The sequence below is a fragment of the Marinicauda sp. Alg238-R41 genome, assembly GCF_947331485.1.
GTDB classification, from domain to species: Bacteria; Pseudomonadota; Alphaproteobacteria; order Caulobacterales; family Maricaulaceae; genus Marinicauda; species Marinicauda pacifica.
In genome coordinates this window covers 143,870-168,722 of the sequence record NZ_CAMZOJ010000003.1, presented here as the reverse complement: position 1 = coordinate 168,722, position 24,853 = coordinate 143,870, and the positions used below count along the sequence as shown (strand labels likewise).

At 61.9% G+C, this 24,853-nt stretch carries 18 protein-coding genes; 6 read left to right on the top strand and 12 right to left on the bottom strand.

The window, feature by feature from the left end:
- Window positions 1-7 precede the first annotated feature (7 nt).
- From PGP17_RS12820 to PGP17_RS12795, 6 genes are read right to left on the bottom strand one after another with little or no spacing between them, the layout of a single operon-like run.
- On the bottom strand, window positions 8-1,249 hold the full coding sequence (locus tag PGP17_RS12820; protein WP_270375748.1) for a cysteine desulfurase: 1,242 nt from the start codon (window positions 1,247-1,249) through the stop codon (window positions 8-10).
- Complete coding sequence (locus PGP17_RS12815) at window positions 1,246-2,370, bottom strand: SufB/SufD family protein (RefSeq protein WP_270375747.1); 1,125 nt, start codon at window positions 2,368-2,370, stop codon at window positions 1,246-1,248. Before PGP17_RS12815 ends, PGP17_RS12820 begins: the two co-directional genes overlap by 4 nt.
- Window positions 2,370-3,134 carry a Fe-S cluster assembly ATPase SufC gene (sufC, locus tag PGP17_RS12810; protein ID WP_270375746.1) on the bottom strand — a complete coding sequence of 255 codons (765 nt, stop codon included), beginning with the start codon at window positions 3,132-3,134 and terminating at the stop codon, window positions 2,370-2,372. The genes PGP17_RS12815 and sufC overlap by 1 nt, the downstream gene beginning before the upstream one ends.
- Before the next feature lie 15 nt (window positions 3,135-3,149).
- Window positions 3,150-4,655, bottom strand: a complete 1,506-nt coding sequence (sufB, locus tag PGP17_RS12805) for a Fe-S cluster assembly protein SufB (RefSeq protein WP_135943590.1) — start codon at window positions 4,653-4,655, stop codon at window positions 3,150-3,152.
- A 20-nt stretch (window positions 4,656-4,675) separates the two neighbouring features.
- Entirely contained in the window at window positions 4,676-5,821 is a 1,146-nt protein-coding gene (locus PGP17_RS12800) for a cysteine desulfurase family protein (protein ID WP_270375745.1), read from the bottom strand.
- Window positions 5,821-6,279 carry an Rrf2 family transcriptional regulator gene (locus PGP17_RS12795; protein WP_135943588.1) on the bottom strand — a complete coding sequence of 153 codons (459 nt, stop codon included), beginning with the start codon at window positions 6,277-6,279 and terminating at the stop codon, window positions 5,821-5,823. Before PGP17_RS12795 ends, PGP17_RS12800 begins: the two co-directional genes overlap by 1 nt.
- Window positions 6,280-6,519: 240 nt before the next feature.
- Here PGP17_RS12795 and PGP17_RS12790 point away from each other — a divergent pair, with 240 nt between their 5' ends.
- Complete coding sequence (locus PGP17_RS12790) at window positions 6,520-7,203, top strand: alpha/beta hydrolase (protein ID WP_270375744.1); 684 nt, start codon at window positions 6,520-6,522, stop codon at window positions 7,201-7,203.
- 3 nt (window positions 7,204-7,206) lie between these two features.
- Here the strand turns inward: PGP17_RS12790 and PGP17_RS12785 are convergent, their stop codons facing one another.
- Together PGP17_RS12785 and PGP17_RS12780 are read right to left on the bottom strand one after the other, a co-directional pair.
- Window positions 7,207-8,322, bottom strand: a complete 1,116-nt coding sequence (locus PGP17_RS12785) for an anhydro-N-acetylmuramic acid kinase (RefSeq protein WP_270375743.1) — start codon at window positions 8,320-8,322, stop codon at window positions 7,207-7,209.
- Window positions 8,319-11,816, bottom strand: a complete 3,498-nt coding sequence (locus tag PGP17_RS12780; RefSeq protein ID WP_270375741.1) for a YhdP family protein — start codon at window positions 11,814-11,816, stop codon at window positions 8,319-8,321. The genes PGP17_RS12785 and PGP17_RS12780 overlap by 4 nt, the downstream gene beginning before the upstream one ends.
- Window positions 11,817-11,920: 104 nt before the next feature.
- Between PGP17_RS12780 and bcp the strand changes: the two genes are divergently transcribed.
- From bcp to PGP17_RS12760, 4 genes are all read left to right on the top strand, one after another.
- Entirely contained in the window at window positions 11,921-12,388 is a 468-nt protein-coding gene (gene bcp, locus PGP17_RS12775) for a thioredoxin-dependent thiol peroxidase (protein WP_135943584.1), read from the top strand.
- The gene (locus PGP17_RS12770; RefSeq protein ID WP_270375740.1) at window positions 12,385-13,233 is read left to right on the top strand and encodes a ferritin-like domain-containing protein; all 849 of its coding nucleotides are present in this window, start codon (window positions 12,385-12,387) and stop codon (window positions 13,231-13,233) included. The genes bcp and PGP17_RS12770 overlap by 4 nt, the downstream gene beginning before the upstream one ends.
- A gap of 119 nt (window positions 13,234-13,352) precedes the next feature.
- Window positions 13,353-14,585: a M23 family metallopeptidase gene (locus PGP17_RS12765; protein WP_270375739.1), complete on the top strand. Its 1,233-nt coding sequence runs from the start codon at window positions 13,353-13,355 to the stop codon at window positions 14,583-14,585.
- Between the two features lie 88 nt (window positions 14,586-14,673).
- Window positions 14,674-15,198 carry a bactofilin family protein gene (locus PGP17_RS12760; RefSeq protein ID WP_270375738.1) on the top strand — a complete coding sequence of 175 codons (525 nt, stop codon included), beginning with the start codon at window positions 14,674-14,676 and terminating at the stop codon, window positions 15,196-15,198.
- Between the two features lie 135 nt (window positions 15,199-15,333).
- On the opposite strand, the gene PGP17_RS12755 is transcribed toward PGP17_RS12760, so the two are convergent.
- The 4 genes from PGP17_RS12755 to PGP17_RS12740 all read right to left on the bottom strand — a co-directional run bounded on the left by PGP17_RS12755 (window position 15,334) and on the right by PGP17_RS12740 (window position 21,502).
- On the bottom strand, window positions 15,334-16,320 hold the full coding sequence (locus tag PGP17_RS12755; RefSeq protein WP_270375737.1) for a calcium/sodium antiporter: 987 nt from the start codon (window positions 16,318-16,320) through the stop codon (window positions 15,334-15,336).
- A gap of 94 nt (window positions 16,321-16,414) precedes the next feature.
- Window positions 16,415-17,528 (bottom strand): peptide chain release factor 2 gene (gene prfB, locus PGP17_RS12750; RefSeq protein ID WP_270375736.1). Its coding sequence is split into 2 segments (ribosomal slippage): window positions 16,415-17,458 and window positions 17,460-17,528, totalling 1,113 coding nucleotides; the frame shifts between segments, so codons are not numbered across the junction.
- Window positions 17,529-17,593: 65 nt separating this feature from the next.
- Window positions 17,594-20,122, bottom strand: a complete 2,529-nt coding sequence (locus PGP17_RS12745; protein WP_270375735.1) for a penicillin-binding protein 1A — start codon at window positions 20,120-20,122, stop codon at window positions 17,594-17,596.
- A gap of 141 nt (window positions 20,123-20,263) precedes the next feature.
- Window positions 20,264-21,502, bottom strand: a complete 1,239-nt coding sequence (locus PGP17_RS12740) for an N-acetylmuramoyl-L-alanine amidase (RefSeq protein ID WP_270375734.1) — start codon at window positions 21,500-21,502, stop codon at window positions 20,264-20,266.
- A gap of 542 nt (window positions 21,503-22,044) precedes the next feature.
- On the opposite strand from PGP17_RS12740, the gene PGP17_RS12735 reads away from it, so the two are divergent.
- Window positions 22,045-24,801: an Rne/Rng family ribonuclease gene (locus tag PGP17_RS12735; RefSeq protein WP_270375732.1), complete on the top strand. Its 2,757-nt coding sequence runs from the start codon at window positions 22,045-22,047 to the stop codon at window positions 24,799-24,801.
- Window positions 24,802-24,853 lie beyond the last annotated feature (52 nt).

The following is a 24,853-nucleotide window of genomic DNA, read 5'->3' as shown; positions in this document are numbered from 1 at the left end:
CGACTCCTCAGATGAGGAAGCTTCTGGCCTTCTTCAATGCCTCCAGGAAGGCATCCACATCCTCAGCCGTGTTGTAGAGAGCGATGCTGGCGCGCACCGTGGCAGTGACGCCATAGCGCTTCATAAGCGGGTGCGCGCAGTGATGTCCCGCCCGGACCGCGACGCCATACTTGTCCATGAGTTGGGCCAGATCATGGGCGTGGGCATTCTTCATGACGAAGGAGACGATCCCGCCTTTTTCCTGTGCTGTGCCCAGGACGCGCACATCATCAAACTCGTTCAGGCCCGCCATCATGCGGTCCAGCAGCGACAGCTCATGGGCATGGATCGCCACCCGGTCCTGCGCCGTCAACCACTCGATCGCGGCACCCAGGCCAATGACCTCGGCGATGGCGGGAGTGCCGGCCTCGAACTTGTGCGGCGCATCAGCGTAGACCACGCCGTCTTCACTGACCTCGGCGATCATCTCTCCGCCCCCCTGATACGGGGCAAGCCTGTTCAGCCAGTCTCCAGCCGCATACAGAACACCGACGCCATTGGGTCCGTAGAGCTTGTGGCCGGTAAACGCAAAGAAGTCACAGCCCAGTTCGGCTACGTCGATATGGCTATGGACGGCAGACTGGGTGCCGTCGAACATGATGGGAACACCATGCGCGTGCGCAATCTCGGCCAGCCGGGTCGCCGGGTTTAACGTGCCCAGTACATTGGACATATGAACCAGGCTCACGAAACGTGTCCGATCGCTGAAAAGCGCCTCATAGGCCTCCAGATCGATGCGCCCGTCCTCGGTGACCGGAGCCCATTTGATCACCACGCCCTTGCGTTCGCGCAGGAAATGCCAAGGCACGATATTGGAGTGGTGCTCCATCTGCGAAAGGATGACTTCGTCACCCTCTTCCAGGGTCTGGCCGATGGAGGAGGCGACAAGATTGATCGCGTCGGTCGCGCCTTTGGTCAGCACGATCTCCTCGCTGCGCTCCGCACCGATGAATCGCCCAATCGTCGCCCGAGCGTTTTCGAAGGCGGCGGTCGCCTCATTGGCGAGCGTATGCAGACCGCGATGCACATTCGCGTAAGACCCGCGCCAGACATCTGCCACGGCCTCAATCACCGCTTCGGGTTTCTGCGCGGAGGCGGCACTGTCCAGATAGACCAGCGGCTTACCATTCACGTCGCGCTTCAGGATCGGAAACTGTTCGCGCGCCGCGTAGGGATCGAAACCGGCTTGCGGTTTGCTCAACGCATTCATGTCAGTGCCTCCAGCGCGGTGCGCAACTTGGCGAGAAGATCGTCGCGGCGCACCTCGTCGGTGATGGCATCGAGAGGTTCTGCCAGAAAGCTCTCAGTTAGAAGTGCACGGGCCTCGGTCTCGCTCATGCCGCGCTGGCGCATATAAAACAGCGCGTCATCGTCGATGGCCCCGAGCGCGTTGCCGTGTGCGCACACGACATCGTCGGCATAGATCTCCAACTCAGGTTTGGCATCGATTTCCGCGCCGTCGCTCAACAGCATACCGCGATGCTGCATCTCGGCGTCAGTCTTCTGGGCTGCCCGGTCCACGGCAATCTTGCCCTGAAACACCCCCCGCGCGCGTTCCCCGGCCGCTCCTTTAAACAGCTCACGCGTCTCTCCATTCGGCCCGGTGTGATGAACCAATGTCGTCTGGTCGAGATGGCGCTTGCCCGAAAGGAGATATGACCCGGCCAGTGAAACCTTTGCGCCCTCGCCCGGATGAATGACATGCGTTTCAAGACGGGCCAGACGGGCGCCGAAGCCAAGCGTGGTTTGCTTGAAGCCGGCCTCAATTCCCAGCTCTATCCTGGAGGTCACCACCAGCACCCCGTCATCGCTGCCTGCCTGCTCTATGGTGCGCTCCAGCCGGGCACCTGATCCCAGACGGACAAGGATGGCAATATTGGCGAGGCTCGGGTCTGTGACGGCATAACGCTCATCGAGGCGCGCTGAGATTCCCGGAGCGACATCCACCACGATCAGCGTGTGCCCGGTACCGGCATTCGCTTCGATGTCGAGTGAAAGAACGTCATCCTGACGCTCCAGACGATAGAGGCTCGCATCACCGCCCAGCGCAGCGGCCAGGCGGGGCATGACCCCGGCCATGACATCGTCATCGCCCGGAGCTCTACGTTCATCGGGCTCGCGCGACGCGGACACGGTGAGCGGGACCTGACCGGATTCGACGCGAGAAAGCGCAGTCTTGAGATCGCTCCACTTCCACTCTTCCACCCGGCGATGGGGCAGGCCTCTCGCTTCAAGCTCTTCGCGCAACTCGGCTCCCCAGCCGCTGCCGGAAGCGGAGAGATCGCGAAGAAAGCCATGTTCGATCGGAGAGAGTTTGACAGGCAGTGTCATTACGCGGCCTCGCCGGTGAACTTGTCATAGCCCTCGCGCTCGAGCTCATGAGCGAGTTCTGGCCCACCACTCTTCACGATCCTTCCGTCGGACAGGATGTGAACCTTGTCCGGCGTCAGATAGTCGAGCAGGCGCTGGTAGTGTGTAATCACCAGCATTCCACGGTCTGGCGCGCGAAGCGCATTGACCCCCTCTGCCACCACCTTGAGCGCATCAATATCGAGTCCGGAATCGGTCTCGTCGAGTATCAGGAATTTAGGTTGCAGCATCAGCGCCTGGAAAATCTCCATGCGCTTCTTCTCGCCTCCTGAGAATCCCACATTCACAGGCCGCTTGAGCATGTCATTGGAAATGCCCAGCTTGGCAGCGTTCTCGCGTGCCGCCTTCATGAATTCCGGTGCGGAGATCGGTTCTTCACCGCGCGCCTTACGCTGAGCGTTGGCCGCCTCCTTCAGGAAAGTCAGCGTGGGCACGCCGGGAATTTCGACTGGATACTGGAAGGACAGGAAGAAGCCACGAGCCGCGCGTTCCTCCGGCTCCATGGCGGTGAGGTCTTCGCCGTTGAACTCGACCGAGCCGTCAGTGACCTCATAGCCCTCTCGGCCGGTCATCACGTAGGACAAGGTCGACTTGCCCGAACCGTTCGGGCCCATGACGGCATGCACCTCGCCGAGCGGCACCTCAAGCGAGACCCCCTTCAGGATCGGCTTGTCCTCCGCGTCTTCGATTTCGACGCGCGCGTGAAGATTCTTGATTTTAAGCATGCGTGTCGTCCTTTCTTAACCCACTGAACCTTCAAGGCTCACTTTAAGAAGGCTTTGGGCCTCGACGGCGAACTCCATCGGCAATTCCTGGATGACCTCGCGGCAGAAGCCGTTCACCAGAAGCGCAACAGCCGCTTCCTCGCCTAAACCGCGCTGACGCGCATAGAAGAGCTGTTCTTCGGAGAGCTTGGAGGTGGTTGCCTCGTGCTCGAGCACGGCTTTGGGCGTCTTGGCCTCGATATAGGGCACGGTATGCGCGCCGCATTCGTCGCCGATCAGCAGGCTGTCGCACTGGGTGAAGTTGCGTGCGCCCGTGGCGTTCTTGTGGATCGACACCAGGCCGCGATACGTCTGGTCGGAACGCCCCGCCGAAATGCCCTTCGAGATGATCCGGCTTTTGGTGTTCTTTCCCAGATGGATCATCTTGGTGCCGGTATCGGCCTGCTGGCGTCCATTGGTCACCGCAATCGAATAGAACTCACCTTGCGAGTTATCGCCGCGCAGCACGCAGCTTGGATATTTCCACGTGATCGCAGAACCGGTCTCAACTTGCGTCCAGCTTACCTTGGAATTTCGACCGCGGCAGTCGGCACGCTTGGTTACGAAATTGTAGACGCCGCCCTTGCCCTCGGCATCGCCTGGCCACCAGTTCTGCACGGTGGAATATTTGATCTCGGAATCGTCGAGGGCCACGAGTTCCACGACAGCTGCATGCAGCTGATGCTCGTCGCGCATCGGGGCAGTGCACCCTTCAAGGTAGGATACGTAGGCCCCTTTGTCGGCAATGATCAGCGTGCGTTCAAACTGGCCTGTGCCCTGAGCGTTCATCCGGAAATAAGTCGACAACTCCATCGGGCAGCGCACGCCCTCCGGGATGTAGACGAAGGAGCCATCTGAAAAGACCGCGCTGTTCAGTGTCGCAAAGAAATTATCCGTCGGTGGGACGACGCTCCCGAGATACTGGCGCACCAGCTCAGGGTATTCCTGCAAAGCCTCGGAAATCGACATGAAGATCACGCCGGCCTTCTTCAGCTCCGCCTTGAACGTTGTGGCGACTGACACGGAGTCGAACACCGCGTCCACCGCGACCTTCGGCTTCTCGCGCGCTTCTGCAGCAGTCTTGTCCTCAGCGCCTTCGACGCCCAAAAGCACCTCGGCCTCGCGAAGCGGGATGCCGAGTTTCTCGTAGGTATCGAGCAACTCCTTGGGAACCTCGTCCAGGCTCTTGTATTTCGCGCCCGTCTTCGGTGCGGCGTAATAAATCGCATCCTGGTAGTCGATCGGCGGATATTTCACCTTGGCCCAATCTGGCTCAGTCATCTTCGTCCAGCGGCGATAGGCATCAAGGCGCCAATCGAGCATCCAGTCGGGCTCGTTCTTCTTGGCAGAGATGAACCGGACGGTGTCTTCGTCCAGCCCCTTTGGGGCGTATTCTTGTTCGATTTCAGTCGTAAAGCCGTATTTGTACTTGTCTGATTCCAGCTTCTTGACGTCTTCGATCGTTTCTTTGACCGCAGGCATCTACGTCACCTTCCGTTCGCTTAACTGGCCGTGGCGAGCGTGCGCTGCGCCTTGGCCCGGGCCGACAGCCACGCGTCTGCGAAGGCTTCGGCATCGTGTTTCGTGTTCGTGTACCCAAAGCTGACGCGCAGAGCGCTTGCCGCGTGCGCCTCGCTTGCACCCATCGCTTCAAGTACGCGTGATCTTCTGATCTTGCCCGACGAGCACGCGGAGCCGGCACTGACAGCGAAGCCCGCCAGATCCATCGCAATCACCTGAATCTCGCTGGGCCACCCCTCAACGGACAGGCAGATCGTGTTGGGCAATCGCTCGGCGACCTCGCCCCAGACCTGAAGGTCGGGTGCCCCGACGCGGATTTGTCGGATCGTGTGATCACGAAGCCCAATCAGTCGCTCGAAGTCGTTCCGGTCGGCGACGGCGGCTTCTACTGCCGCGGCGAATCCGGCGATTCCCGGAAGGTTCTCGGTACCGCAGCGCCGCCCTTTCTCTTGGCCGCCCCCGATCATCCGAGGGGTGACGGGGGCATCGCAGTCAAGGACGAGCGCCCCGACGCCTTGCGGTCCACCAACCTTGTGGGCGGAGAACGCCGTATAGTGCGCAAGCGATGCGGCAACGTTGTAATCAACCTTGCCAAGCGCCTGAACGGCATCAACGTGAAAAAGACCACCGGCCTCGCGCACGATTCGTCCGGCCGCCTCGACAGGCTGGATCACGCCCGTCTCGTTATTTGCCGCCATGAGCGAAACGAGGGTCGGCCCGTTGGTACTTGTCTCGCCATTGAGACGCTGAGCCAGCCAATCGAGATCGGCGACTCCGTGCTCATTGACGGGCAATATCTCGACCGCAACACCGCTCGCTTCTGCTGCAGCCATTACCGCACTGTGCTCGACCGCGGAGACGATCAAGGTTTTCGCTCCGGCCTCGCACGCGCTGAAAACGGCCAGATTATTCGCTTCAGTTCCGCCTGAGGTGAACACGACGTCCTCGGCCCGGGCTCGTATAGATCGCGCAATCGCTTCGCGGGCCCGTTCCAGCACCCCCTTGGCCTTACGTCCACTGGAATGAATCGAGGAGGGATTACCGGGACGAGACATGACGTCCAGTATCGCGTCGCGCGCCTCGGGTCTCACCGCAGTGGTGGCATTATGGTCGAGGTAAACAGTCACTATTCCGCAGCCGCCCCCAGTGCGAAGTGCTGTCCACTCGCTGCGCCCATAACACGGCGCTGCAGAACATCCTCAAGCGTAACGCCATTGAGAAACAGATGGATGTGGCGGCCCAGCTCATCCCATAGATCGTGCGTGATGCATCGCCGCCCGCCTTCCAGGCAGCCGCGCGAAGCATTGCCACACCGGGTGACTTCGACGGGCTCCTCGACGGCAACCATGATATCGGAAATACGGGTTTGATCTGCAGAACGGGCAAGCTTGTAACCGCCGCCCGGCCCGCGCACGGATTTCACGAGGCCTGCCTTTCGAAGCTTGGCAAAAAGCTGCTCAAGGTAGGAAAGCGAAATTTCCTGTCGCGAAGCTATATCGCCCAACGTGACAGGAGCTTTTTTCGACGCCTGGGCGAGATCAACCATCGCCATCACCGCATAGCGGCCCTTTGTGCCAAGTTTCATGGGTCTACCCTTCTAGACAGGAACAGCCATACCGGATGCGCCAACGCTCTCGCTTTAACCTGCAGGCATGTGTTATGAGGCCCGCCACACCACTCTGAACCGCCGCGCACTCTTTCATTTAGGTTTCCGAGCGCAGAGGTCAAGTATTCGCCCCCAGCCCGTCTGTAACTTAACGATTCAGCGGAATCAAAGACCAGGCGCAGCACTCAGGTATTGATCGAAGGACACGTTTTTAAGCCCATGCCCGACGTCATCATTTCCGGCCCGGCCGGCCGTCTCGAAGGCAAGTACAGCCCCGCCAAGGAAGAAGGCGCACCCGTTGCGCTAATTCTTCATGCTCACCCGCGCGGCGGTGGTCACATGGAAACGCCTGTCAATCTGATGATGTACGACCTGTTCAAGCAGCGCGGGTTTGCGGTTCTGCGATTCAATTTCCGCGGGGTCGGACGCAGCCAAGGCGTGTTCGATCAGGGATTTGGCGAGTTGTCGGATGCCGCGACCGCCTTGGATTGGGCCCAGGCCCATAACCCGAATGCGCCCTATTGCTGGGTCGCGGGACACAGCTTCGGCGCGTTTGTGGGGATGCAGTTGCTCATGCGCCGACCGGAGATCGCCGGCTTCATCTCGGTCGCGCCGCCGACGAACATGTATGATTTTACCTTCCTAGCGCCCTGCCCGGCCTCTGGTCTGATTGCTCATGGCGACGCTGATTCCATTATCTCGCCCGAGGACATGGAGCGCGTCATGAGTAAGGTCCGGGTTCAAAAAGGCATCGAGATCGAACGCGATATCATTCCTGGCGCCTCCCATCTTTTCACCAACCATGTCAGCGAGCTGGAATCTTCGGTCTCAAGGTATCTGGACCGCCGCCTGGCTCAGCTCAACGCGCCGTCGCTGGAATCGAAGGACAAGAAGAAGCGCTAGACGTCAGAGCTGTGCGGGGAGCGCGATCCGTCCGCCGAGTAGCGGATGGGCGATCCCTGTCGTTCCCGGAAAGCTGATGGGAAGCCCCAGCTCGGTGCGCGCGGCGAGAAAGGCGAAGGCCTCCGCCTCGATCAGGTCACCGCGCCAGCCAACGGCCTCGGCGGAATGGACGATGATGTCTGCCGCCGCCTCTATAAGCGCGAGCAACGTCGTATTTTTGCGACCTCCCCCGCACACGATGAGCCGCTCGGGACGTTCAGGCAGGCGATTTAACGCCAGTCCTACCGTACGTGCGGTCAGGACCGACAAGGTGGCCGCACCATCGGCAGTGGTCAGATTACGCACAGGATCGAGCGAAAAATCCCAGCGGTCCAGAGATTTGGCTCCATCCCGTGAGAAATGGGCGTGGTCCAAATATTCCGCTAATGCCCCTTCATGCACCCGGCCCTGCGCCGCCATCTGACCGTTTCGATCCATAGCCTCACCGGTTCGTTCTTCGATGAAAGCGTCGATCAGGCCGTTGGCGGGACCGGTATCGAATGCGATCAGGCCGCCATTAGAGTCGACAAGGGTCAGGTTTCCCACACCACCGAGATTGAGAATACCGAGCGGACGCTCAAGCCCTGACGTGTCAGCCAGGGCCTTGTGATACACGGGTGCCAGAGGTGCGCCCTGACCGCCGGCAAGCACATCATCGGTTCGAAAATCGTAGGCCACGGCGCACCCCAGAATATCCGCCAGTGCCTGCCCGTCGCCTAGCTGGCGTGTACGCCCCGGCGCGCCTCCCGCAGGAGCTTGGTGGAGCACAGTCTGTCCGTGAAACCCGATCAGATCGAGATCTGACGGTCGACATCCCGCCATTTCACAAGCCGCGTGTACGGCTTCTGCATGGGTTCGCATCAAAACCTCATTGGCCTTCGCGAAAGCTAGGGGCTCCTCGCCCTGAAATCGCCAACCCAGCGCCGCCTCCACGGCCTCTGCCAGAACCGCCCGTTCTTCGGAGGTATAGGGTCGTTCCAGTCCCGGCCCGAACGCGGTGATCATGTGTCCATCCGTATCGAGGATCGCGCAATCTACCCCGTCGAGCGAGGTGCCGCTCATCAAGCCGGCGATTCTCATGGTTGGGGCTCCAGCGTTTCATCCGTCGCGCCAGCTTCATCCGCCGTCGGCGAGGCCTCGTCGATCGTCTCACCGGGGTCGGCCTGTGAGGGCTCTCGGCTTCGTTCTCGTTCGAGACGCTCGGCCTCCAAGGCATCGAGTTCCCGTTCGGCAGATGTCCCTTCGAATATTCGCCGCAAGACGCCGGGCGCGAGCGCCGACAAGGGATTAGCCGTTACACGCGTCTCGTCGAATTCGCCCTGAACCGAGAAGGTAACTCCGATAACCCCCTCTCCCTGACGCGACGTCAGCAGACCACCAACCAGGGGAAGGTCTCCAAGCACGGAGTTGACGCCATATGAGGGGAGCAAGGTGCCGTCGATCGCCACACGCTGAGTAGCGGTGTCAACCAGACCGGTCCAGGTGACGCCGAGTGCAGGTCCGGCCACTCTCGCTTCAGGCATTTCCAGCACACCATTTTGCCAGACAAACTGCCCCTCCAGACGCTCGAAGACCAGACCCTGGCCACTCAGGAGGCTACCAAGGCCTTCCAGCGAACCAGCCGCCAGAATTCGGGCCAGTAGAGGCATGCGCTCAAGCACAAAACCGTTGGCTTCGAGACGTCCCTCCATCGGTCCCGCCTCGCCCAGGGTCGGCGCCCGTGCCTCCAGATACAGCTCGCCGCCGCTGGCATTGTCGAATCCGGTGAAGGCGCGCAGCAGAGCGCTGGCATCCGCGCTGTTCACCACCAGCTGCCGCGGGCCTTCCAGGTCTCCGTCTGGCCCGAAGCGCACCTCGACCGGACCGGCGCGGGTCTGGCCGGAGAAACTGAAGCCGCGAATGCCGCGCTCGACGGAGTCCAGATAGAGACGCGCGTTGGTGAAACTCTCCCCGCGCACCTCGACCGTGTCGACCCCGGCTTCGAAGAGCAACGGCAAGCCGCTCGATGTCCCGTCAGACCCTCCGGTGCGCGGAAATGGCAACTCGTCGAAGAGAGTGCGTGCATTAAGGTAGGAGCCATTGACGGCGATATGCAGCCGGTCATCCTCTTGGCCTGCCCGGTCAGCCATGAGCGCGACATCCAGCAATCCTTCAACGAAGACTTCTTCGGCTGAGGCGCGGACCAGCCGGCCACCAGGCTCAAGCACGGCGTTCGCCGCGATACGCGCGGTGGGAGCTGTAGCAGCCAGTTCGTCAACGTGGATTTCCCCGTTTGGCTCTATACTCAAAGTCAGTGTTGCCGCGGCGGGCACGCCGGGCGGCTTTTGCCAGAGCTCACCGGGCAGCGCGATAGCGGCATCGGCCATGTCGAGAGTCAAAGTCGCATTGCGAAAATCGAACCCGTTGCCAAGCAGCCGCGCATCGACCCCCACGGGCCCGTTAAGGAACCGCCGGACCGGCAATCCAAACTGGTCGAGCGTCCCGGCGCCTGCAGTCGAGGATACCGTGATCAAGGTGCTTGGCTGGTCCTCCGGCGTGTTGAAGCTCTCCTCCCAGCGAATACTAGCCCGGCTGCCAGCGAGATCGGCTTCACCCGTGCCGAGGAGACCGTCAGGGTTCGCCACCAATTCCACATCAGCGTCGGTGAAGCGCACGTCGCCCACGCCCGCGGGACCGGAGACGTTCTCGAATTGAGCTGTGACATCGAAGTCCACATCCTCCACGGCCACGTGCCGGCGCATGGGGCGACCGATCTCGAACCGGATCGCGCCCTCCCCATCAAAGGCTGCGGGATCGATGCCATAAGCGGTCGCGAACCCCATCGGCTCCTCGTCGAGAAGTGCGATCAGATCGCGGGCGGCGCCGCGCCCGGTCCCGCCGAAACGAGCCATTGCGCCTTTCGGGTTCAGGCGAGGAATGCGCACATAGATCGTTTCCGCCTGAAGGGATCCGATCTGGCCGCCCCGCCCGTCAAGAGTAAGCGAATTGCCGAGCAGCTCTGCCTCGCCGGATAACCCGGTTAGCGGTGTCATTGTGGACACATAACGCACGTCAGCATCCGCGAAGTTGAAACGCAGACTCAGCGCCTCGTCGTCCAGCTGACGCTCCGCGATCGCGCGAGCAGGAATGTCCAGATCAAGATGGGCGTCAAACAACGACCCGCCGATGATCGAGTCTCTGATCCAATCGCGAGCGCCGAGCGCGAAATCGACCGGCCAGTATCTAAGCACATCCTCCTTGCCGATCCGGCCCTCAATCGGCCCTTCGATAGTCAGGTTGGGTAACCACCGCTCCTCGACTTGCTGCAGGCTTACAGCTCCCGTGAAGCTGGCCTGAGCGCGCTCAACCGATAGATCGAGTTGTTCAAACCCGACCCGCAAGGCTCGGCGATCGAGGTCACCGCGCATGTCTGCCGACGTCCATACCAACGGTTCAGGGAAGACGTCGCCAGTGTCGATCGAGCCTGGTCCTGAACGCAATCGATACCGCGCGCGCGACGGCAGCGCGTCCTCATACCCGGATAGGCCGGTTAGCTCGCCTTGAAGATCGAGTTGCACGAGTGAGGACTCGATCTGCAACACATCAAGATCGATGCGCCCGGCTGTCGTGTCATAGCTCAAGCGCAACGTGCCGCGCTCTATCGGTTCACGGCCGTTTGCTGCCAACCAATGACCCGCTCCCACTTCCAGGTCGATGAGAGCGCTGGTCAGTCCTTGCTCGCGGCTGGCATCGAGCACCAGGTCAAGATTCAGCGGTGCGTTGAACCGCCCCAGCATCTCGGTCCGACCACGTTGGGCCGAGATGCTGGAAGGAACCAGTTCGCGAACACGCAAGTCGATGAAAAGCGATTGAAAATCACGTCCTGTTTCCAGCCCCAATGCAATCGGCGTCTCGCCGGCAGAGGAAAGCAATGTGCCTGAGAGATCGGCGTCTATCCGATCCTCTGTCAGATCTACGTCAGCGCGAGTGTCTTCGAATAAAAGTGTGAGGCCATCATGATGGTCGACGTAGCGAATATCCGCCCCCCGAAGATCGATCTGCACCAGCCGGTCGAGCATCGAGCTCTGCGCAGCCTGGTTGAAAATCGCGAGACGGGCATCCAACCCACCTAAATTGTCATCGGAGCGAGCAGCGACGTATTCCGCATGGCCAAGGCCGGCGGCAAACGACCCGTCGGCTCGGCGGACCACAGCGAAGCTGCCTCCATCCGCATCGACGCGCACCGGCGCGAACCGCCCTATCAACAGGAGATCCAAGGCTAGACCCGCTTCGATATGGCGAGCGGCGCTGATTATCTGGCCTGAATCGCCAAAAACCTGAACCTCTTCGGCTCTCAGGACGAGAGTAGCCAGCTGCGGATCATAACTCAGAAGCAAGGCGCCGATCTCGGCCCGGCCCGCCCCGAACGCCCTGGCGGTTCGAGCTTCGAGCTCAGAGGCGAACATATCGACAGCAACTGGCCCGGCCGCCAGTCGCCACAACGCCAGCGCTACTCCGAATATCGCCAGCGCCAGGAGCGCCGCGATCGCTTCGAGCGTGTAGAGCAATGCCAGCCGCGCGGTGCGTTTCATCATGTCCGGATCGGCCCATCTTTCAGGCGAAGGACTGGACGTGACTTGTGAGCGTCCTCCATTAGTAGTCCCTCAGACACAGCGACGACCCAGCAACGGAGACACACATGAGCGACCTCACCCCCGGCGACCCTGCACCTGATTTTTCCCTGCCTTCGCAGACGGGAGAAGACGTGTCTCTGGAGGCGCTACGAGGCAAAGCAGTGGTGCTCTATTTCTATCCTAAGGACGACACGCCGGGATGCACGAAGCAAGCCATGGCATTTACAGAGAATTTCGCCGAGTTCGAGGCTGAGGGTGCAACCATCATCGGGGTTTCCAAGGACACCGCCGCCAAACACGCTAAATTCGTCGACAAGCACGGCCTGAAGCTCACCCTTCTTTCGGACGCGGACGCAGATGTGTGCGAACGCTACGGTGTCTGGAAGGAGAAGAACATGTACGGCCGCAAGTATATGGGTATTGAGCGCTCCACTTTCCTGATCGGGGCCGATGGCACATTGCGGGAAATCTGGCGCAAGGTGAAGGTTCCCGGACATGCCGAAGCTGTGCTCGACGCTGTTCGAGCGCTATGAGCGATCAAAGCGCCCGGGATATCCGTCACGCATGCGTCGGCATTCTCGAAACGGGGAATACGGGAAGCAAGGCGGCCCTGGCCCGGGAAGTCGCCGCAGGCTGGCGCGCGGGCACGTTCGAGTTCACCGCGAGCGAGCCCCTATCCCCCGGTTGCCCGGCACGACCACCGCGACCGCAGCTTGTATCTCCCGGCGGGGTCCCCCGGCGCAGGCTCAACAGCATTCAAGGCCGGTTTGCCCTGCTGCACGCGCTTGCCCACATAGAATTCAACGCCATCGACCTGGCCTTTGATATGGTGGCACGCTTTTCCGCCGTGTCCGATTTGTGGCCGGAGGAGAGGCACGCCTTTATCTCTGACTGGATCGCGGTTGGCGATGACGAGGCGCGGCATTTTATGATGATTGAGAGCAGGCTGGTCGAACTAGGCGGACGCTACGGTGACCTGCCCGCCCATGACGGGCTGTGGAATGCAGCGATGGAGACCAGCGACGATCTTCTTGCACGTCTCGCTATCGCTCCGATGGTCTTAGAGGCCCGGGGTCTGGACGTTACGCCCGGAATGGCACAGCGTCTTCGTTCCGTGGGGGATGAGGCTAGCGCTGCCCATCTCGACGTCATCTACCAGGACGAAATTGCCCACGTCGCGGCCGGAACGCGTTGGTTCGAGCATATTTGCCGCCGACGCGGCGAAACGCCTCAAGAAAAATTTCATCAACTGGTCAGGGATCGATTTCGAGGGTCTCTCAAGCCTCCATTTAACGTAAAGGGCCGTGCCAGTGCAGGGCTTAGCGAAAACATGTACCGGCCGGTCGCTCAGCGCGAATTGCCGCAGAACACCACCTAAGATATGGCAGAACCCTGTCGCGGGCATATAGTTTGCATCGAGTTGATTGAAACAACGCGCAATCTTGTGTCAGATACGCGCGCCTGAGGGTTGAGGGGCAGACAGGGTATCGCAAGCGCATGGTGAAACGTATTCTCGCCGGCCCGTGGGAAGCGCTCAAAGAGCGCTTTCCTGATCGGCAGATCTACCACCGCACTGAAGGCCAGGTTCGCTATTTCGTTGTTCGCACCGAAATGCAGGTTGGCGCAATCGCGGCCGCTTGCCTGGTTGCGATGTGGGTCGCGATCGCCACTGTCAACATGGTGGTAAACACCGCAGACGATCGCGGCGACAAGGCGCGACTGGCAGCTCTAGAAGCACGCTATCAGGAGATGCTGGAAGAGGCGCGCGCCGCTGAGGCGGCCGCGATCGCCTATCTTGAAAGCCGCACCGACCAGTTTGACCGCACGGCCGGCGAATTTCAGATGCGGCACGAAACGCTGCGCCGTCTTATGGACTTCGCCGAAGACCTTCAGATCGGCGGCGGGAATGAAAGCCCGTCCTTGGGCGGCGGCGAGATTTTGATGGCGGCCACCACCGCCGACCCGGATCCACGAACTGCGCTCGTTTCGCTCGATCATCGCGCCGGTGACGAAGCCGGCGCTGAAGGCCGGGTCCAGCAGCTCGTGGAAGAGCAGGATGCGCTGCTCGCCGAAGCAGAAGACTCCGCCGAGGCGCGTCTTGAAAATCTGAGAGCGGTGCTGCGCCTCACCGGCTTGCGGCTGGATGATGTCATCGAGCACGAGAGCCCTGATGGCGGCGGTACTGGCGGCCCTTTCATTCCGCTCGAAGACAGCCAGCTTTTCGGAACGTCGCTCGACCTTGAAAATCCGTTTAACGCCCGTGTCTCGCGCATTGCGGCGCGCCTTGTGGAAGCGGAGTCGCTTTCCGAGGCCGTTACCGCCCTTCCGCTACGCGAGCCGGTCGGCGACGGTTTTCGTGAGACGAGCGATTACGGCACCCGGATCGATCCGTTTACCCGTCGTGCGGCATTTCATGCCGGCAAGGATTTCGCGGCATACCGAAACGCGCCGATCGTGGCCGCGTCACCGGGTCGGATCGTTTACGCTGGCTGGCGCGCAGGGTATGGTCGCACCGTTGAGGTTGATCACGGCTACGGATTCAAGACCCGGTACGGCCATCTCAACTCGATCGATGTGCGCCGCGGTGACGAGGTCACGGCAGGTCAACGCATCGGGGGCATGGGGTCCACCGGCCGGTCTACGGCCACGCACCTTCACTATGAGATTTGGTATCAAGGTGATCACCTTGATCCTGAGCGCTTTTTGAGAGCGGGACGCTATGTTCAGTAAAAAAGAGACTCCTACCACTACTACTACCACCGCCCATAACCCTCCACCCCAGGCTGGCCATGCGCCGGTGCAATCGAAAAGGTCGGCCATGAAAGCGCAAGCCCCATCCATCCTGAGCTCCGACCTGGTCATCACCGGGTCGATCAGTTCCGAAGGCGAGGTCCAGCTTGATGGCGAAGTGCGTGGCGACGTTCGCGCCGGGACGCTGACCATTGGCGAAGAAGCCTCGGTCCACGGCGAAGTCGTCGCGGACTCCGTCATCGTGCGCGGCCGGATCGAAGGCTCAATTCGCGCCCGTCAGGTCCAGCTGGCGTCCACCGCCCGGATCGACGGCGACATCGTGCATGCCACGCTGGCGATCGAGAGCGGTGCATATTTCGATGGTCATTGCCGCCGCGATTCAGACCCGCTGAGCGACAAGTCCTCCAGCTCCAAGGCGGCGGCCCAGCCCGCTGCCCAGAGCGCTCCCAAGCCGCAGGACTCCAGCACGCCGCCATCCGCACCGCCGGCCCCGAAAAGCGCCAGTGCGGCAAGCGGCAGCAGCTCAGGCTCGGTGTTCGGCGATTCGAAGCCCAAGGCAGGCGCCGGTTCCGACCCGTTCAAGGCCTCCTGACGCTCCGCGATCCCGCGGAGACCGCAAACGATCAACGCCCGCCCGCGCCCCTTCAGATCGGCGCGGGCGGGCGTTCTGCGTTCCGGAGACGCGATTTCGGCAACCGGTGGTCCAGCCTGAAAATGACCGCCCGGTCTATTTTGGCCAGATCAGGAACAGGTAGACGCCGTAGCTGACGAGCAGGACCAGCCCCTCCCATCGCGCCACGCGCAGGCCGGTCGCGGCGAAGACGAGCAGCAACGCTGAAACCCCGACCATTATGAGATTGTCGAACCCCACAATCTGCTGGGGGACCGCACTTGGGGCGATCAGGGCGGTCGTGCCGCCAATTCCCAGAATATTGTAGATATTCGAGCCGACAATATTGCCGAAGGCCACGTCGCCCTGCCGCTTCAGCGCCGCGATCACGGACGTGACCAGTTCCGGCATCGAGGTCCCGACCGCCACGATGGTCAGGCCGATTACCGTTTCGGGGATGGCGAAGGCTTGCGCGAGAGAGACAGCGCCCCTCACGAGGAAAGACCCGCCCACCACTACCAGGACAAGCCCCGCGACAGCAATCAGCAAGGCAACGAATACGGATCGGTCGCGGCGCGCCGGATTTCCCGGTTCGAGGGCCGGGTCGGCTGCCTGAAGGGCCGCACTCTTGTCAAAGACCGCCCCGTGCCCGGCGGCGCTGCGCTCCTGTTGAAAGGCGAGGTAGATGTATGCAACGAGCCCGACCAAAAAGACCGCGCCGGCAATCCGTCCCATGGGCATGAGCGCCGCCAGCACCGCGAAGCCGACAGCCACGGCCAGCATCACGACTGCATCGCGCTTCAACGCTGACGATGCGACCGCAATCGGGAAGATTACCGCAGACACGCCTGCGATCAGCAGGATGTTGGCAATGTTGGAGCCCACGATGTTGCCGAACGCAATTCCGGGTGAGTCCGCCAGAGCAGCCTGAACCGATGTGACAAGTTCAGGCATGGACGTGCCGAACCCGACCAGCGTCAGTCCGATGACGAGCGGTGAGACGCCGAGGCGCTCTGCCACGCCAACGGCGCCGCGCACCAGGAGGTCCCCACCCAGAATGAGGAAGATCAAACCTCCCAGAAGCGGAAGCCATGTCTCAAGCATTGTCTTGTCCTAAAGCCTAAAAATGCGATCGCAGCGGGTGACGTCCCGGAGATTTATGCAGATTGCGTTCGCTATCCTCCCCGGCGCACACACGTCAGGACTCGTCGTCTACTCCAACGCGTGCAGCGAGCGCGGCGGCCATGAAGTCATCAAGGTCGCCGTCCAGCACGCCCTGCGTGTCGGACGTCTCCACATTGGTGCGCAGGTCCTTGACCATCTGGTAGGGCTGAAGAACGTAGGACCGGATCTGGTGACCCCAACCGATTTCGGTTTTGGAATCGGCTTCCGCCTGCGCAGCTTCCTCCCGCTTTTGAAGTTCGAGCTCATACAGCCGCGCACGCAGCATGTTCCAGGCGGTCGCCCGGTTCTTGTGCTGCGACCGGTCGGCCTGACACTGAACCACGATGCCTGAGGGCACGTGGGTCAAGCGAATGGCGGAATCGGTCTTGTTGATGTGCTGACCGCCAGCCCCAGACGCCCGGAACGTGTCGGTGCGCACGTCCTTCTCCGCGATCTCGATTTCGATGTTCTCGTCGATTTCGGGATAGACCCAAACGCTGGCGAAGCTGGTATGGCGGCGTCCGGAACTATCGAACGGAGAGATCCGCACGAGGCGGTGAATGCCGGCTTCATTTTTCAGCCAGCCATAGGCGTTCTCGCCTTTCACATGCAGGGTCACCGATTTGAGCCCGGCTTCCTCGCCGGCCTGTTCCTCGATTACATCGACCTTGAAGCCCGAGCTGTGTGCCCAGCGCGAGTACATGCGCGCCAGCATCGACGCCCAGTCCTGGGCCTCCGTGCCGCCCGCACCCGGATGGATCTCCACGAACGAGCTGTTCGCGTCCGCTTCTCCGGACAGCAAGGCCTGTAACTCCGCCCGACGCGCACGGTCGGCAAGCGCCTTCAACGCCTGCTCTGCTTCGTCGAGAAGCGAGGAGTCCTCTTCCATCTCGGCAAGTTCGGCCACCTCCAGAGTGCTTTCGAGCTCGGTCTCGATCTCGCGCACCTCGGTCATGGCGGCGTCCAGCTTGTTGCGCTCCTTCATGAGCGCCTGGGCTTCGGTTGGCCGGTCCCAGAGCGAGGGGTCTTCAGCTTTCGCGTTCAGTTCATCGAGTCGTTTCTGGGCTGTATCCCAGTCAAAGACGCCTCCTCAGCAGTTCACTCGACTGCTGGATGGCTTGATTGAGGGTGGTCATTTCGGCGCGCATGGGCAGAGCTCCTCACGCGATGGAACAGAGAAATCGGAAGGGCGCGGGATAGCGAGACTGAGCCGCTAATACAAGCCGCTCAGATCGTCCTCTTCATCTTCTTCGCTGCCAGAGTCAGGCTCCTCCTCCGGGGTGCGCCCGCCCAGAGCGCCACTGCCAAAGGACAGGCTTTCCTCCGCTGCGCTCTGGCCGCGGGTCGGCTCGGTACCCGGCTTGAACGCCTCCATGATCGTGAACGGACGCCCGATGACGGACGGTTCGCCGGTCTGCCGGTCGATGGGCACAAAACGCACGCCCTCGGGCACCCGGAATGGCGCAGCCGGGTAATCCTGCAGAGCCGATTCGAGGAATTCCTGCACGATGGGAACCGCAACCCGGCTACCGGCTTCGCCCGAACCCAGCGGCCGGGGTGTGTCGAAGCCCACATAGGTTGCGGCGATCAGGTCCGGTCCAAAGCCCACAAACCAGGCATCGCGAAAATCGTTTGTGGTGCCGGTCTTGCCCCCCAGCGGACGGCCCAGCGCCCGCAGACGCGCGCCAGTCCCGCGTTCGACAACGCCTTCCAGCATGTGCACGACCTGGAATGCCGTGACCTCGTCGATCACACGCTCGCCCAGCACCGGCAGATCGGGCTCTTCGACCTCCGGGCCCCATTCCTCAACGTCACAGCCTTCGCACGAGCGCTGATCGTGAACGTAGATCGTTTCACCGGACCGCGATTGAACACGGTCCAGCAGGGTCGGCTCGATGTAGCGCCCGCCGTTCACGAGTGCCGAGTAAGCCGCCACCAGCCTGAAGAGCGTCGTCTCGCTGGCGCCAAGCGCCATGGAGAGATTTGGCTGCACCTGATCGTAGAGACGGAAATCCTCGCCGATCTGGACGATCGGGGCCAGGCCGAGATCCTGGGCCAGACGTACCGTCATCACGTTGCGCGACAGCTCAAGTCCCAGACGCAAGGGGGACGGGCCATAAAACTCGTTCGAGTAGTTCTGAGGCCGGTAGAAGCGCATCTCGCTATCGCCGGAGGCGACAAAGGGCGCGTCAAGAATGATGCTCGCCGGGGTCCAGCCATTCAGCAAGGCTGCGGCGTAGACGAAGGGCTTGAACGAGGAACCGGGCTGACGGCGCGCCTGTGTGGCGCGGTTGAACTCGCTCTGCTCGAACGAATACCCCCCGACCATGGCCAGCACGCGGCCGGTATAGGGGTCAATCGCGATAATGCCGCCGTTCACCTCGGGAACCTGCCGCAAACCATAGGCATCCGCCGGCGGCAGGTCTTCGGCATCCTCTGCCATGTCGGCCCGCAAAGGCTCGATCAGGATCACGTCGCCTTCTGACAACACGGCGGACGGCGCCGTGATCTGTGCTCCCAGAGCCGGAAACCCGTCTTCGCGGGTCAACGGCTCGCGCGCCCACTCCAGCGCCTCCAGAGAAATCGACCCGCGTTCGCCGCTCAGCAGGCCGATCTCGGCCGCGCTTGAGGACAGGCCGGTGACCACCGCCACGGTCCAGGTCTCGTCTAGATCGGGTGGCGGCGTGAACTCGGCCAGCTGGTCGCGCCAGGACTCCATGCTGTCGAAGTGCGTCAACGGCCCGCGATATCCATGACGCCGGTCATAGGCCTCAAGGCCGTTGCGCAGCGCCCGGCGGGCGGTCAGCTGCATGGTCGTGTCCAGCGTGGTGCGAATGGACAATCCGCCATCGTAGAGCTGGTCCTCGCCGTAGAGATCGAAAACCTCCCGCCGGACCTGCTCCACGAAATAATTGGCCGCCAGGTATTGCGAGCCGGACAGGCGCTCTCCGCTTTCCAGCGGCATGGCCTGCGCGGCATTCATCTCTTCGCGCGTGATGTAACCATTGGCGTGCATGCGCTCGAGCACCCAGTTGCGCCGGCCGATGGCCGCGGCGCGCTCGCGCTCGGGATGGTAGTTGGACGGGCCCTTGGGCAAAGCGGCCAGATATGCGGCCTCATGAAGGTCCAGCTCGTCCAGTGACTTGCCGAAATAATTCAGCGCGGCTGCCGCAACACCATATGCCCGGTTACCCAGATAGATCTCATTGAGATAGAGCTCGAGTATCTGATCCTTGGTAAAGGCACGCTCCATGCGCCGCGAGATCACGATTTCGCGCACCTTGCGTTCGATCCGCTGATCGGCGGAGAAGAGGAAATTCTTGGCCACCTGCTGCGTGATCGTCGACCCCGATTGAAGAGGGCCGCCCTGCCCGCGCGCAATCTGGATTGCGGATCGCAAGCCGCCCCGCGCCATCCCGAAAAAGTCGACGCCGCCGTGATTGTAGAAATTCTTGTCTTCAGCGGACAGGTAGGCGTTGATCACGAGCGGCGGGATATTCTCGATGGGCACGAAGACGCGCTGCTGCCGTGCAAACTCGGCGATCAGCAAGCCATCGCCGGCATGGACCCGGCTCATGATGGCCGGCTCGTACTCGGCAAGCTGTTGATACTCGGGCAGATCCTCGGTCACGCGCACGACATAGACCGCGACCGCGATGATCGCGGCCACGCCCAGAACGCCAACCGTCGCGCCGCCCCAGATCAGCGTGCGAAGCGCGTTCTTCCAGGTGAATACTTTCATACTGCCCTCTTGCACCCGCCGGCCGACAAACCGTGCCCTCGGCGCCGCGCGTTGTGAATGCGCGATTGGGCGGCATTATGACCGCCTTCGCGGTTCAATCCAATGAGGCTCAGATTGCCAGAACAGCGCTGACGGGCAATGTCAGCGGGCCGCGCCATCGGTGCGCGCAGCAAACTGCACGCCTGGGCTCTGACCGCAGGACGGGAAATGATCTTCCAGCGCGTTCACGATCGACGCCATGAGCCGGCGCCGATGGGCGTCGCTGTTCAGATTGCGGCTGTCCTGCTCGTTGGACAGGAAGCCCATTTCAAACAGCACGGCGGGAAACTGCGCATCCAGAAGCACCAGGAATCCGCGATGCTCGGGACGTTCGCGCAACAAGGGCGTTACCGAACGCGCTTCTGACAGAAGCTCGGTGGCAAACTGGTAGGAGCGGTTGAGCTTGTCTCCCATCGAAATGTCGAACAGGATTTCATTGACCTCATCGGGCCGGTTTGCCGCGTCAGGCAGGAACCAGTCGCCCTCTCGCCGGGCCCGCGTCCTTGAGCGGTTCACACCGGAGCTGGAAAGGACATAGGCCGCCGCCCCGCGCGCAGAACTCGATCCGGCCGCGTCCGAATGCAGCGACACGAACATGTCCGCTTCCGCCGCCCGGGCGATCCGCACCCGGTCTTCGAGATCGATGAAGACATCGCTCTCGCGGGTCATCACGACTTCGAACCGGCCGGTTGCCTCCAGCAATTCGCGCAGCACCCGGGCCGCCGCCAGATTGACGTCGGCTTCATGTCCGCCGCCGAACCGCGTCAGCGCCCCGGGATCGCGCCCGCCATGACCGGCATCGACCACGATGCGCGGCAATTCGCAGACCCCGGCCAACGCATCAATCTGCGCATGCTCGGCGAGCAATTGGGTCAGGGTCTGGCTGCGCTCTGGAAAACCGGCCGCTTCGATGAAATCGGCTTGTGTGGACGGGTTGATGTCGATCACCATGCGGTAGCCGCCATCGGTGGGATCGAGCACCATTTCCTGATTGATACGCGAGGGCCCGTCCAGATTGAAAACCAGGCGCGGGTGGAGACCCGAGGGGTCGAAGCGGAAATCCTCGAACAGCCCGTGGCCGAGGCCTTGCCCGTTGTCGAGGCCGCTGACGCGCCATTGAGCACCCGGCAGAGAAACCACCAGGCGCGGATTGGGTTCGGCCAGAACAAACGCATCGAACTCGATCGGCGAGTCGGCCTCGATCACGACCCTGGAGAACGTGTCATGGGCGCCGAAGCGAACTGCGGTCACATCAGTCGCGAATGCGCTGGTACCCAGTCCCGCCACGACAATGGCAGAGCCCAGAATGCCGACAATTCTAGCGAGCGATTTTATGACCATGACCACCACCTGCCTCGATCCGGGATGTCCGTTTGAACGGATCTGTGAGCAGGAACGATAGGGCGCTTTGTTTTAGATTCGGTTAGCGAACCGTGTACCACGTCTAACACGGCACGCTGTGCTTTTCATCGTCAGGCAGATGGTGCATTGTGACATCCGTTGCAGGAGTCTCTGACTTTTGAGGGCCTTTGGCCTGATCAGGGTGATCCTTGCAACCTGTCCGGTCCGTCCTTCAGACAGGGCCGGTTGAGCCGAAACCATTATCGACGCGCCCCGCCGTCCAGTACCGCAACACTCGTTGCCTGGACATCCAAAAGGGACGCGAAGAACGCCAGTCACCGGTGGCCCGCGCCGGCTCCCTCGTTCGGAGCGCGCTGCAACAAAGGGCCATCAAAGGAATACACCAATGCGCCATGCGCGTTCGACATCGCTGAAACCAAACCGCGAGTCCCACGCCGCGCGCCCCCTGCAAAGCCAATGCCTGACCACTCCGCTCGCCGTTGCGTGCGGAAACGTCGATGCATGGCATGGAGCCCCTTTTTATGCCGCAGAAAATGCTGATCGATGCCGGCCACCCGGAGGAAACCCGGGTCGTGCTCGTCGACTCCAACCGAGTTGAAGATTTCGACTTCGAATCATCCACCAAGAAGCAAATTCGAGGAAATATCTATCTGGCCAAGGTGACGCGGGTCGAACCCTCGCTCCAGGCCTGTTTTGTCGAATATGGCGGGAACAAGCACGGCTTCCTCGCCTTCAACGAAATTCACCCCGACTACTACCAGATACCCTTCGAGGATCGCGAAAAGCTGCGCGAGGCCGAAGCCGAGATCGAGGGCGAGCTGAATGCCGACCCGATCGAGGTCGAAGACGGCGAAACCGAATCGGTCGGAAATAACGACGACGACGAAATCGTCGAGGAAGCCGCCCGCAAACGCCGCCAGCTCCTGCGCAAGTACAAGATCCAGGAAGTCATCAAGCGGCGCCAGGTCCTTCTGGTCCAGGTTGCCAAGGAAGAACGCGGCAACAAGGGCGCCGCGCTGACGACCTATCTGTCGCTGGCCGGACGTTATTGCGTGCTGATGCCGAACACGGCGCGCGGCGGCGGCATTTCGCGCAAGATCGCGATTGCCTCGGACCGCAAGCGCCTGAAGAGCATCGTCAACGAACTCGAAGTGCCGCAAGGCATGGGATTGATCATCCGGACGGCCGGAGCGTCGCGCACCAAGCTCGAGGTCAAGCGCGATTACGAATATCTGATCCGGTTGTGGGAGACGATCCGCGAGCTGACGCTTCAGTCGACGGCGCCGACCCTCATCTACGAGGAAGGCAACCTGGTCAAACGTGCGATCCGCGATCTCTACGACAAGGATATCGAGGAAGTCCTGGTCGAAGGCGAAGAGGCCTATAAAGAGGCCAAGGCCTTCATGCGCATGCTGATGCCCAGTCACGCCAAGAAGGTCCAGCACTACAGGGACGACACGCCGCTCTTCCAACGCCATCAGGTCGAGAGCCAGCTTGAGGCGATCTATTCCCCGATCGCGCAGCTCAAGTCGGGCGGCTATATCGTGATCAACCCGACCGAGGCCCTGGTCTCGATTGACGTGAACTCCGGGCGTGCCACCAAAGAACGCAATATCGAGCAGACGGCCCTGAAGACGAATATGGAAGCGGCCGAGGAGGCCGCCCGCCAGATGCGTCTTCGCGACCTGGCAGGTCTGCTGGTCATCGACTTCATCGACATGGACGAGAACAAGAATGTTCGCGCGGTCGAGAAGAAGATGAAGGATGCGCTCAAGAAGGATCGCGCGCGCATCCAGGTCGGGCGGATTTCACAATTCGGCCTGATGGAAATGAGCCGCCAGCGCAGGCGGACCAGCCTGATGGAAGGATCGACCCAGGTTTGCAGCCATTGCGGCGGGTCGGGCTTCATGCGCTCGGTGGAATCCAGTGCCCTGCTGGCACTGCGCACGCTGGAAGAAGAAGGACTGCGCGGCCGCACCGCCAAGGTCGAGCTCAGAGTGCCGATGGATGTCGCGCTCTACCTTCTCAACGAGAAGCGGGACTCGCTGCACGCCATCGAAGCGCGCTTTGACATGAAGGTCATCGTCACGACCGACGAGACGCTGATCCGGCCGCACCTCACACTGGACCGCCTGGAGACACGCAAGGAGGCCGCTCGGGCCAGGGCGGAGGCGCGCGCGGATTCCCCGGCGATTACCGAGGCCGATATCGAGCCGCGCGTCCAGGACGTGTCGGATGACGATGACGACTTTGACGACGTCGACGATGACGTCGAGGACGAGGCCGACGAGACCGCCGATTCCGACGCGCAGGACGACACCGCCAACGCTCGCGAGCGGAGCTCTGGAAACCGCGCCGACGGCGCGGAAGATGACGGCAGCCGCAAGCGGCGCCGTCGCGGTCGTCGCGGCGGGCGCGGCCGCCGGCGGCGCGGGGGGGATAACGGTCAAAACGAGGCTGGTGAAAACGCTGAAGCACGATCGGACAGCCAGGATTCCGATATGGCGCCTCATACCGACACCGACCCCAGCGGCGATGACGTTCTGGCCGTCGTCGAGCCGGTCGGCGGGGATGATCTGACGCATGTCGCCTCCGACGAGGAGACCGCTGCACGCAAACGCCCGTCGCGCCGGCGCAGCAGGGCCAAAACGGCCGATGATGCCCCTGCCGACAGCGCGCAGGACGCGGAAGCGAAGGCTGACGAGACACCCGCCGACAGGGAAAGCGGGACCGGCGAGGACAAACCCAAGCGCCGTCGCCGCCGCCGCAAGCCTGCCGCAGAAACTGCACAGCAGGACGATATGACGCCGGAGGCCAAGGACGAGACCAGCGAGTCTCAAGAAGAGGCTCAGCCCGTTTCGGATGTGGCAGACCAGCCGGACGAGGCCGAGAAGCCCGCCAAGCCGAAGCGGACCCGCCGCAAACCGGCCGCGAGCAAGGTCAAGCCCGATACATCCGCGACCGAGGAAACCACAGCGGCGGCGTCGGATGAGGCCAAGGCTGCCACCGAAGACGAGACCGGGACAAGCGCCAAGCCGGCGCCGAAAAAGCGCACGCGCAAGAAGCCTGCGCCCAAGGCCAAACCCGAGACCGAGACCGAGACGACCAGCGAACCGGCTCCAGCGGCCCGCACTGTCGAATCCCAGCCAGCCCCGGCTGAAGCTCGGGCAGAGCCCGCCAAACCCGAACCGGCGGCGAAGCCAGCCGCAGACGAAGGGTCCAAGAAGCGCGGCTGGTGGCAGCGCTCAGGCAAGCTCTTCGGCCTCGGGAACGACTAGGCCTCATTGCGGCCTTGGTCTGGCCACGCAGTTCAGCTTTCATTCCGTCCAG